4 protein-coding genes are annotated in these 5,117 nt (G+C 63.4%); 2 read left to right on the plus strand and 2 right to left on the minus strand.

The genetic code is table 11. The annotated features are described in order from the left end of the window. Window positions 1-973 precede the first annotated feature (973 nt). Window positions 974-1,369, plus strand: a complete 396-nt coding sequence (locus tag FGX59_RS35870; RefSeq protein ID WP_240722872.1) for a RidA family protein — start codon at window positions 974-976, stop codon at window positions 1,367-1,369. A gap of 53 nt (window positions 1,370-1,422) precedes the next feature. On the opposite strand, the gene FGX59_RS35875 is transcribed toward FGX59_RS35870, so the two are convergent. Both FGX59_RS35875 and FGX59_RS35880 read right to left on the minus strand, forming a co-directional pair. Beyond that, complete coding sequence (locus FGX59_RS35875; protein ID WP_171061004.1) at window positions 1,423-2,223, minus strand: class I SAM-dependent methyltransferase; 801 nt, start codon at window positions 2,221-2,223, stop codon at window positions 1,423-1,425. Between the two features lie 618 nt (window positions 2,224-2,841). Continuing rightward, window positions 2,842-3,852, minus strand: a complete 1,011-nt coding sequence (locus FGX59_RS35880; protein WP_171061005.1) for a carbohydrate kinase family protein — start codon at window positions 3,850-3,852, stop codon at window positions 2,842-2,844. Between the two features lie 423 nt (window positions 3,853-4,275). On the opposite strand from FGX59_RS35880, the gene FGX59_RS35885 reads away from it, so the two are divergent. Next, complete coding sequence (locus FGX59_RS35885; RefSeq protein ID WP_138473349.1) at window positions 4,276-4,605, plus strand: GYD domain-containing protein; 330 nt, start codon at window positions 4,276-4,278, stop codon at window positions 4,603-4,605. The last annotated feature ends 512 nt before the right edge of the window (window positions 4,606-5,117 follow it).

Genomic DNA, 5,117 nt, shown 5'->3' on the forward strand with positions numbered 1-5,117 from the left:
CTTGTACTTCGTAGGGGCCCAACTGCTCATGCCTACCGGCTATCATGCTGGATTCATGCAGTGAATCCCTCGCACGATTTGTGCAACAAGGCCGCACAAGGTCTTCAGTGAGCTCGTAAACCATTTCGGTTCGTTCCGTATGGACTGTGTTTGTCTCTCGCACCGTACCTTCCGCAACACTCCGGTGACAAGGCCATGTTGTCTGCGCCGGCAACGACATGGCTTCTGGATTGCGACCTCGAAAGCGGGCAGATCTGATGTGCCTCGCACAGACCCCCGGTTGCCGGATCCGGGCTCTCAACAGCCACGCGGCACCGCGGAAGGTTGACCCAAGCGCTGATAATTCACCATCTGTCACCACGCAGGGACGCGGGGCGGAACCTGCCGCTCGCCCTCAGCACCCCGAACGCCACCACCCAGCCCTTACCTGCCGGTCGCCACAGCGCCGGGCTCGAGACTCCACTGTGACCGGCCAGGCGAAGCGGACATGCGGCGCCGCGGCGGAGCCCAGGCGGCGAATCTGCCATAGCGGCCGATCGCGACGATGATGGGGAGACTGGCGCCGCCGCAGCCGGGCCTCCACGAGTCCGGCCGGTAATCTTCATCTTCCGTACTGGGGAAGAGCGCCGTTAGCAGCCGGTGGCAAACCGGCCCAGCGGGCGCCAAGGTCGAGCGGTCGCTCCCAAGGCCGGTCGTTCATAATCCTGCGCCGCCGCGCTGCGGCTTTCCCTGCAACGGCCGCTCGGCCTGGCCCGCAGCATTCTCTGCTTGCTGGCCGCTCCTCAGTTGGGTCATCCACTGGCACATTGCCTTGCCTTGAGGCGTTTCCAAGATTAGCCGCTCAGTCTTTCTCGCGGCATTCTCGTCCGCCTACCACGCATTCGCCGGACCAAGCGGTTATCCAGTTGGCTTTCTGGAAGACCTAGTCCGATCCCCATGCCACAGTACTCCGCGGAAACATCCGGGGCGGGGCATGGAACATAAGCGAAGTCTGATCTCGAACGGCAACCCGATGGAAACGATTGTCGGCTTCAGCCGCGCCGTCAGGGTTGGCAATTTCATCGCGGTCGGCGGGACCGCGCCTGTCGATGGGAACGGCAAAACGGTCGGCGTGGGTGACGTTTTCCTGCAGACAAAGCAGTGCTTCGAGATCATCAAGGCAGCCCTGGAACAGGCAGGCTCGGGCCTGCAGGATATCGTGCGGACGCGGGTCATCTTGACCGACATCGACAACTGGAAGCCCGCCATCGAGGCGAGGAAGCTCTACTGCCTCGATGCACGGCCTGTTGACACGATCATGGCGGTAAGCCGGTTCGTAAATCCGGAGTGGCTGGTCGAGATCGAGGTGGATGCTGTCGTTGCCGACTGAGGGTGATGGAGCCGGAGAGCTTCCGCAGTTCGGTTCCGGTGCGCCTTTGAATATCAGCAGCCCGGGCGGCGTGCGACCACCATCATCGACACGAGCCTTCCCTCCGCCACCGATTGGGCGGCATTTGCGGTTCGGGCAGGCATGTCGTCCCCCATCGCCGGCGCCGCTCCGATGGTGCCAGGCTGGGGGCCTCCGCCGGGTTTTGAGCGTGCCCGTCCCGCCCGGTCTTCGATACCGGAAAATCCGGCTCCAGAGAGTGTTTCGAGCAGGTCTTGCGGCACTCCAAGGAAGCTGACCTCGGCCGTGAGCGCCCATGGCAGCGGATAAATTGGGGATCCATTTGGCCCTTCGGCAAGATGGGAGAGCGTATATATTCCGCCGGGTTTCAGAACCCGGAAGGCTTCTTTGCACATGCGGTCCTTGTCCGCGACGTTCATACTCACGTTCTGGCAGAGGACGACGTCGAAGTGTTCGTCTTCATACGGTAGATCGGTAACGCTTCCCACGGCCAGGGCGATCTTGCCGCCCAGACCGGTCATTTCGTTCAACTGAGCGGCGACGTCGATGTATTGAGGGGTCAGATCTATGCCGTCCACCGTGCAGCCGTGCATGCCCGCGAGATAACGACTTGGCCCGCCAATGCCACAACCAGCATCAAGCACGTGGCACCCGCGCGGGATCTCGGCCAGTTCGACCTGCGCTTCAGTGGTCGCGAAACCGCCGCCGTGCAGATGATCCAGCTCACTGAGCATCTCAATCGACGGATTGTCCGGATCATATCCACGGCCCCTTAAAGCCGCACGAATACGCTCCATCAGACCAGTGCGCGTGTAGTGGTCGATGACCGGTTCCATTCCAGGTTTCATGCTGCCCCCTCACACTTCTCCGAACTGTAGCATGGCCGCGATCCGGTTGCATCGTTTGCGGCAACCGTGGACCGCTCTGGGGCTCTCAACGTCCTTGCGGCGGCGCAGAAGCTTGGTGCTGGAACAGATAGTTCACAGTAAGAGGCCATGACGAACCGAGCAGAAGAACTTGCCGCTCGCCTTGGCACCCCGAGCGCCTCAAGCCAGCCCTTTAAGGTCGGTCGCGACGGCACCGAGGTCGGAGCACCTGGCGAGGTCGACCACGAAAAGCGGACTTGCGGCGGCGCGGCGGAGCCCGAGCGGTGGATCTTCGAAAGCGGTCGGTCACGGCGGGCGGAGCTCGGCGGGCGCCAACCTAGCCGGGCCGCTCCAATCCGGCCGCTCATGGTGGCGCCCCTCCTAGCGAAGAGCGCAGTTTGCAGCCGATGGCAGACTGGGCCAGCCAGCCCCAAGGTCGCGCGGTCACTCCCCAATCCTGTCACTCGGAATTCGGCGCCGTTGCACTGCGGCCTTCCCTGAAGTGGCCGCTCGTCCCATCCCGCTGCTGTCTGCGAGTATTGGCAGGCATAGGAGCGGACGCATGGTATCCGCACGACATGGGGACAGCTATGGCGGGGCTTCCGGAAGGGACAGTCCCGTCAATCCGTCGGTCGCTGTGTATCCGGATAGGCACGCCGCCGCGACGTGCGTGCCGAAGTTCAGCGAACTCTCGATAGGCCAGTCTTCGTGAATTCCGTGCATCACGCCCGCCGCGAAGGCATCTCCCGCGCCAACAGCACTGATCACCCGTTCGGCGGGGATCGGATCCGGCTCCATGACGTGCTCGTAGCCATGACCGCACCAGATCACCCGGGCCGGTGAATGAATGACCACGCCTGTCCGCACACCCCCGGATTTCAGGACGCGCGCGGCACGGATCATGCCATCCAAGTCAGCATCGCCGACCAGCTCCAGACCGGTCGCCAATCCCGCTTCAAGCTCATTGGCGAACAGAATGTCTATGTCTGGCAGCGTGGCCTCCACCGTCGCGCGGTAGGCGGGCGAAGCGAAGGATGCAAGGTCCACACAGGTCATGATCCCTTGGGCTCTCGCCCTCGCCAGCAAATGTCCGGCCACGGTTCGTCCGTCAGGACCGATCGCGTCCAGCGCATCGAGCAACGTGAGATATCCGAGGTACAGCAGCTTGACCTTCCTGGCCGTCAGACGGTCGATGTCGAACGCCGAAGCATCGAGCAGGGCGTTGGCGCCCGGATGGTGGAAGAACGTCCGGCTGTCGCCCGGCACGTTCATCACGTGCGTCTGGGACGTGGTGGCGCGTGATGTCCTGCGCAACTCCTCCGCTGGCAATCCAGCCTCGTGACACAAACGGACCACTTCGTCGCCCAAGGCGCCCGCGCCGATCAAGCCGATCGGCAGCACGGGATACTGTGCCTTCATGGCCTTGAGGCCAACGGCGACGTTGGCCGGACCCCCGCCGAGACCGATGTGCTGGGCTGAAATCAGCGCCAGCCCCGACTTCTCGGGCCAGTGCGAAAGCGTGTGGATCGTGTCGAGAACCCAGTTGCCGGCGCAGGCAACGCCTTGCCTTTGTGTTGTTGCCAGACCGTTCATGAGCATCGGACCTCTCGGCGAAGGCGTGAACTTGTTTCCTTCAGCATAGCAGAACCGGGGCAGGAAATGTTGCGGTCGACGCTGCCGACATGCCCGGTGGATATCTGCGTTCTGTCGTTGATGGCTCGCATAACTGAGTACGCGACATCTGCCGCAGGGCGCAACATGCCCATCCGGAGCGATGCGCCGACGGATCACCGCGGCGCATCGCCTGCAAACCGGAGGAAGCCGCCGGTCGCCCTTTGCATGCATACGCCCCTTGCCAGCCCTCTCGGGCCGCCCATCCGCCGACGATGTGGTCCCGGTGAACGCCGGGATGTTTGGTCGGCGAAGCCCCGATGTGATAACGTCCGCCAGGGGAGAAAGCGGGCCGGATCGACCTGCATGATGCAGCAGAGGGCCCGAGGCCCCTTTCAGGGAGGACTTGCCATGCCACATTTCGTCGTAACGGGCTGCTATACATCTGCGGCCTTCAAGGGGATGATCGCCAATCCGAGTGACCGGGCCGAAGGCGCGCGCTCGATCATCGAAGCCGCCGGCGGCAAGGTTACTGCCTATTACGCAACTACAGGCGCTACAGACTGGTTGGTCATCGCCGAGATCGATGATGTGCAGGACTTGGTCGCGGGCCTGATGGGAGTTGCCGCCTCCGGCATGGTGGCCAATGTCCAGACGGTCCGCGCCTTCTCCGCGGAGGAGTTGACGGAGATGCAAAGGAAGGCCGGGCAGATTGCGGGAAGTTACAAGGCACCTGCCTGAAGGGGCGCGGGTTGAAGCAACCTCCCCGCTCGAGGGCGGGGAGGAATGCACCAAGCTTTCCAGTTAACGCAGGTGTCACCATGGGCGCCCCAGCAGCGCACTGATTGCCGCTCCGGAACCGTCTCTGGCCTCACCGCAAGGCCGCAGACGGTTGAGCCCGACGCGCCGTCGGTCCCCAGACAGCCCCTTGCTGACGGTCGCGACGCCGCCGTGGTCGAAGGGCCCGTCGCGACAGGGCTTGGAGAAGCGGACTTGCTGCGCTGCCGCAGAGCCTGGGTGATGAATCGGCATAAGCCGCCGGTCACGAGGACAAGAGCATCATAGGCGCCGGTCTGGCCGCTGTTTCCCTCTCCGTTCGATCGCGGCGACTTTTCCTAGTGGCGATGACGGCTCCACGCTGGGGTGTCGGCTGCGAAGCACCGGCTGCATGCATTTGTTCCGGCACTGCGTTTCACCCGCCGTCCGCCCCTTGCGTCCGAAGGTTGTCCTCCACGGAATGTGCGCATCGCCCG

Source organism: Poseidonocella sp. HB161398 (assembly GCF_005870025.1).
Classification (GTDB): Bacteria; Pseudomonadota; Alphaproteobacteria; order Rhodobacterales; family Rhodobacteraceae; genus Mangrovicoccus.

Excerpts from the sequence above, each read along its gene's own strand:
- FGX59_RS35870 (WP_240722872.1), top strand. The coding sequence starts at position 974 with ATGGAACATAAGCGAAGTCTGATCTCGAACGGCAACCCGATGGAAACG.
- FGX59_RS35875 (WP_171061004.1), bottom strand. The coding sequence starts at position 2,223 with ATGGAACCGGTCATCGACCACTACACGCGCACTGGTCTGATGGAGCGT.
- FGX59_RS35880 (WP_171061005.1), bottom strand. The coding sequence starts at position 3,852 with ATGCTCATGAACGGTCTGGCAACAACACAAAGGCAAGGCGTTGCCTGC.
- FGX59_RS35885 (WP_138473349.1), top strand. The coding sequence starts at position 4,276 with ATGCCACATTTCGTCGTAACGGGCTGCTATACATCTGCGGCCTTCAAG.